At 39.5% G+C, this 5778-nt stretch carries 3 protein-coding genes; all 3 read right to left on the bottom strand.

The features are described from left to right. A partial coding sequence (locus tag ACO1O5_RS07760; RefSeq protein WP_486269271.1) for an MFS transporter occupies positions 1-1469 on the bottom strand: 1469 nt, incomplete at its 3' end. A 34-nt stretch (positions 1470-1503) separates the two neighbouring features. Next, entirely contained in the window at positions 1504-2640 is a 1137-nt protein-coding gene (locus ACO1O5_RS07755; protein WP_486269270.1) for an endo-1,4-beta-xylanase, read from the bottom strand. A 3-nt stretch (positions 2641-2643) separates the two neighbouring features. Further along, positions 2644-5229: a glycosyl hydrolase 115 family protein gene (locus tag ACO1O5_RS07750; protein ID WP_486269269.1), complete on the bottom strand. Its 2586-nt coding sequence runs from the start codon at positions 5227-5229 to the stop codon at positions 2644-2646. Positions 5230-5778 lie beyond the last annotated feature (549 nt).

Below are 5778 nucleotides of genomic sequence, written 5' to 3'. Positions count from 1 at the left end.
CTTTCAATTTGTACTTCCATTTTTTTGTTGATGGAATAGAGAAATAATAAACCGGCGCCGATTAAAAAAGGAATGGCAGGATACACACTTACCAACATTTTTGTTCCTTGTATTGCTTCCGGCGGCTGCAAGGTGCTGTTAGGTACGTAGTGGTATAAACCCAGAATCCACGTGAGTATGGCGCCGCCAAGGCTGAGTCCTACTTTTAATCCAACCATCATAGCAGAAAAAATGATGGCGGTTGCACGGCGATTGTTTTTCCATTCACTGTAATCGGCAACGTCGGCGATCATGGCCCATAACAAAGGAATGGTTAATCCATAAAAAAAGCCATGTAAAATTTGCGATCCAAACATCAACCCAACTGATGTTGAAGGAAATAAAATGAATGCCAGGATGAACAGTGTTGATATAAATAAACATACGCCAAACACATCTCTTTTACCATATTTATCTGCGAATTTTTTTGATAATGTAATCCCAACAATCATAAAGATGATACCGCCCGCATTAAACAAACCAAAACCCGCGGATACCGGATCATCACCAAAAACATTGAGACCGATGTTGGATAGAAAATGAACAATGGGACTTACAAATTCAGTAAGGCTGGCACGGTTAACATAGTTGTTGAAGTAATAAACGTAAGACCCGCCTTTCATGGAAAGTGTTATGAAGACCAGCGTTGTAAGGACCAACATGATGATCCACGGTTTGTTCTTAAACAAATCAGTCAGATCTTCTTTCACTGTTGATTTTTCTTCTGGCTTTGGAACAATGCGTTCTCTTGTTGTAATAAAGGTAATAAGCAACATAACAGTTCCTATAATTGCCAGCCACGTCATCACCTTTTCTATTCCCTGCGATTTATCACCATGCCCGGCAGATTCTATGATCGCCAACATGAAAACCTGTACAAAAAATTGTGCAAACATCACGGCAACGAAACGATAAGAAGACAAGCTGTTGCGTTCGCCCATGTCGCCGGTAATAACGCCGCTAAGGGCGGAATAAGGAAGATTGTTTGCAGCGTAGAAGAACAACAATAAAGAGTATGTTATAACTGCATATATAACCTTTCCCTGGTAAGAAAAATGCGGCGTACTAAATGCAAGCAACGCAATAATACCGAGCGGAATGGCAGTGAATAAAATCCATGGCCGGAACTTTCCCCACCGGGAATTTGTTCTGTCGGCTAATGCGCCTATGAGGGGGTTAAAACCGAAACCAGCCACAAGCCCCACAGTAAGAATCAATATGGAAGCATGCTCCGGCTTAAGTCCATAAATATCAGTATAGAAATAAGCAAGGTAAGTTACTAACGTTTGAAATACAAGGTTTGCAGCAAAGTCACCTAGACTGTAACCAACTTTTTCAAGCACAGATAATTTTTGCGGAGCGGCGGCGAATTTACTCGCAAGGGCGGCTCCTGCTTTTTCTCCGGGTAATGATATTTCGTCTGTACTCATATAAGTTGTTTAAATTTTAGTTTTTGTATTGATTTTATTTGCCTGCAGATTTTGCCGTTGCAATAACGCTATAAAATGCCGGTTTAGGTTGAAAACTTCTATCGAATAATAAAGGGTAGTTGGTACGGCCGCGAATCGGCCAGCCATTCAACCACGATTGTCCATCATCAACGCCCCACAAAGTAACCCGGCCTACACTCTTTTTGTATTTTAAAAAAAGTTGAAACAAATCGGCATAGGCTTTGGCCTGCATTTGTGCTACAGAATCAGGTAATCCGTTTGCATATGGGTTCGTCTTTGCATTGCCAGCAGCAGTTCGATTAACATCAGCTGTTGCATTATCCCATGGATTGGGCAAAACACTTAAGTCGAGTTCAGTGAACATGACTTCAATGCCAAGGGCAGAAAATTCTTTGATGCTTTCTTCGATGTCTTTCATGGGCACCTTATCTGCCCGCCAATGGCCCTGAATTCCCACACCATCAATGCGCACACCGGCAGCCTGTATTTTTTTAATCAATGCTATAGCGCCTGCTCTTTTTTGCGGCTGTTCAATATTGTAATCGTTGTAATATAATTTTGAATGCGGAGATGCTTTTTGGGCAAGACGAAAAGCTTCGACGACATAATCATTGCCCAGTTTTTGTAAAAAGATAGAATTACGTAAGCTGCCATCTTCATTCAATGCTTCATTCACTACGTCCCATGAATATACTTTGCCGTCATAACGACCCGCAACGGTATTAATGTGATTTACAAAATATTTGCGCACGGAATCAGCATCCTGCATGTGATGCATAAAAGAAGGCAATTGGCTATGCCAGATAAGATTGTGTGCATTTACTTTTATACTATTTCTTTTCGCAAATGCAACCAGCTTATCAGCCAAATCAAAATTATATGTATCCCAGCCGGGTTGTATAATCTCCGCTTTCATGATATTTTCCGGCGTAACGGCATTGAATTGCTGTTTAATTAATCTGTCTGCTGCGGTATCTTTTTCTTCAATTTCACGAGTATTAATGGCAGTGCCAATAAGAAAATCATTCCTGAATATTTCTTTTAAAGAAGGCACTGATGTGTTCTGTGCAACAATTGTTTGTGCATTTACAAACATGGCAAACAACAATAGGGTTGCTGCATAAAAGTTGAGTGGCATTTTTTTTATCATGGATTAATTTTTTTGTTTGAGTATGGTTTCCTGCGGACCAAGATAACTTTGTTTGAGTCCGCCGAAATCGAGAATTATTTTTTGCAGAATAACTGCCGGGCTTATCATCCAATATTTAACAACGTGTTTTCCTTTTTTACCTATTGAATGATCCGTCGTTTTGACGATGATATCATTTGCCACCCATTGGTTCCAAAGCCGCCCGTTATTATCATCTTTATTGATGGAAATGATCTGCGGTTTTTCATTATCTATTGAAATCGCATATTGTAGACCGTTAGGATCATTGTGAAAATTGAGCGTAGGCGAGAAGTAGGCATTTAGTTTAAAAGTGCCCCTGTCGTCAGCATAAAACGCATATTGAAGAAATGGTGTGGCAGAACTAACGGTTTGCGTCTGTGATGTTACTGGGAACGTTGTGATGCCATCGCCGTCGCGACCAATATTGGGAATAGCTTTCCATTTAATATTGCCGGCATCTTTTTTTGAAGTGAAGTGTGCCGCTTCAATTGAAACATGGCCATTCAGTTCATAAAATAAATTGCCTTTGCTGTTATGTGGTATTGAAGATTTTGCACTTTTTGCAGCGGAATCTTTTTTTGCGAATGATTGCGCTGTTGCATCCGTAGAAACATATTTTACTTCGGGCATTTTCTGAACACGAGGTTCCTGCCAGTACGTGTAACCAATATGCGTTTGGTCCATCATGTGATTCCACTTGCCGTTGTTTAAATGATTGTATTCAGCTGAGATCAATGAATCATTTATGTAAAATTGTCTGGCGGAATCAGCATATTTATTAGCCAGGGGATTGTTCTCCTTTGCATATAAATTATTCCAGCCAACTGCAGTGTACAGATCCTGTAGATTTGCAAATGCCTTCACAGGATGCAATACCAGTTCGAAGAATGCGTCCTTATATTCAGCAGGTAATTCATTGTTTATTTTTTCTGCAGATGTCAATAACCTATTCCAATCATCCGTTACTCTTTGCGCTTCATTGTAATCTTCTATGCTGTAGGTTTTGGCATCAAGCAATTCTGGTTTTCTTCTCGATGAATACTGCCCGTACTTTTCAAGTAGAACAGCGATCTGTTTAGCATAAGTGCCACCAAATTGTTTTGTGGCCCATTGTATATAATAATCATCGAGATTGTCTTCATTCCACTTTTTTGCATTCCACGCATAATCTAAAAAAAATGAGATAGGAAATTCCATTGGTTTCAGGTCGCCCACATTTACAACCCAGATATTTTTTACACCATATTCATACGCCAGATGCATTTGCTCCCATACCCGAGCAATGTTGTTCGTATTGATCCATTTATAATTTCTTGGCCCACCTACATAATCGAAATGATAATAAATGCCATAGCCGCCACTTCTTGGCTTATCGGAAAGCTTTGGCAGCCTGCGTATATTGCCCCAGTTATCGTCGCATAACAATAAGGTAACGTCGTCGGGTACACGCATACCTTTATCATAATAATCCTGTACTTCTTTATACAGAGCCCAGTCCTGTGGCGTCTCGCTGGCCGGTTTGCCTGTAACTTCCGTAATAATTTTCCGTTGATCAGCAACAATTTTTTCCAGTAAACCTATGGCGGTACCTTGTGTCATTGGTTTGTCGCCATCGCCACGCATGCCAATGGTAACAATGCTTTCATGATGGTCCATGTTCTCAATGCCTTTACTCCAGAAGGCTCTTAAAACAGAATCGTTGGTGGAATAATCCCAGGCTCCTTTTCCATAACGTTTCCATTCCTGCTGTGCACGCATCATTGGTTCATGGTGGGAAGTGCCCATTACAATACCCCATTTGTTGGCAAGAACCGGGTTTAATGTATCATCATCGTTAAATGCATTGCCCCACATGGCCGGCCATAGATAATTGGCCTTTAAGCGCAGCAACAGCTCAAACATCTTTTCATATACCAGGTGATTTACATCGCCAAACTTTTCCTTTGTCCACCTTGAAAAAGCCGGAGCTTCATCATTGATAAATATGCCGCGATATTTTACGGAAGGTGAACCATAATCATAACTTCCTTTTTTAAAATACACTTCTATTTTCTTTTTCGCAGGAACATCGGCCCACCAATACCAGGGCGATATACCCATTTGCTGCGATAATTCAAAAACGCCATAAGCCGCACCACGCTTATCACTGCCAACAATTACCAGTGCATTGTCGATGCCTTTGAATGGCCTAACGATGGTTTGAAGTTTAAATGCCTCCCATTTGTTTTTTAAATTGTCAACATTTAATTTTCTTTCTTTTATCAATTGGTTAACTACATTCGAACCATCGGTCGTTCCGATAATGATAATACCCGTTGAAGAGGAGGGAAGCGAAGAAATAATTTCGGGTTTGCGGCCCGTTATCATTTCAATATCATTCTGTAAAAGTGAGGCGGTTTTATGAACCAGCCAGTCGTCGTTTTTATCGACGCAAATTGAAGCAATGTTTGCGGGAGTCGCTAAAGGAATAGTACTGCTTGAAGATTTTTCTGAAATAAAACTTTGAGCTGTAGAATGGTTTAATATTAACATTGAAAATGTAAACAGTTCTAAAAGTTTTTTTTTCATATAACAAGCATTCTCTCTAAAAATCGTCGTATTCCGCCAGCAGTAAGCAATTTAACAGCGTGATGAATTTAAACTTAACCGCTTTTTAATTTTTATTCATTAAAATTCTGTATCAATAGTCGTTGGAGCAATTCGTACTTCCGGTTGATTGTAATGAGCAAAAGGTACTACAATAAAGAGTCCTTTCTCACGTAAATTAACAAGTCGGCTGTCAGCACAATTGAATTTTTCTGTCATGATCGGTTAAAATCCGAATCCTTGGTAAAAGTAAAAAAAATATTGTAATCGGTTGCTTTTTAAAATTAAACTAATTACCTTCGATAATAATTGTCAGATCTACACTAATTGTAAGGAAGTTTGAGGAAAGTTGACATCAGGAAGGTAATGACGGTATTATCAAATAGTACTTTCTATGGCATTTGCTGTTGAGAAGACTCAATTTATATCACTGGAAGTTAAAGGAATTAGCAACAAGTTATTTTGCGATATCTCTGGTTAATTATTTTTTCTCGAACTATATCAAGTAGTGGAAGGGTGTTTCTACATCCT

It is taken from the genome of Ginsengibacter sp. (assembly GCF_057362405.1).
The sequence above is the reverse complement of the archived record's forward strand: the minus strand, read 5'-3'. Positions and strand labels throughout refer to the sequence as shown.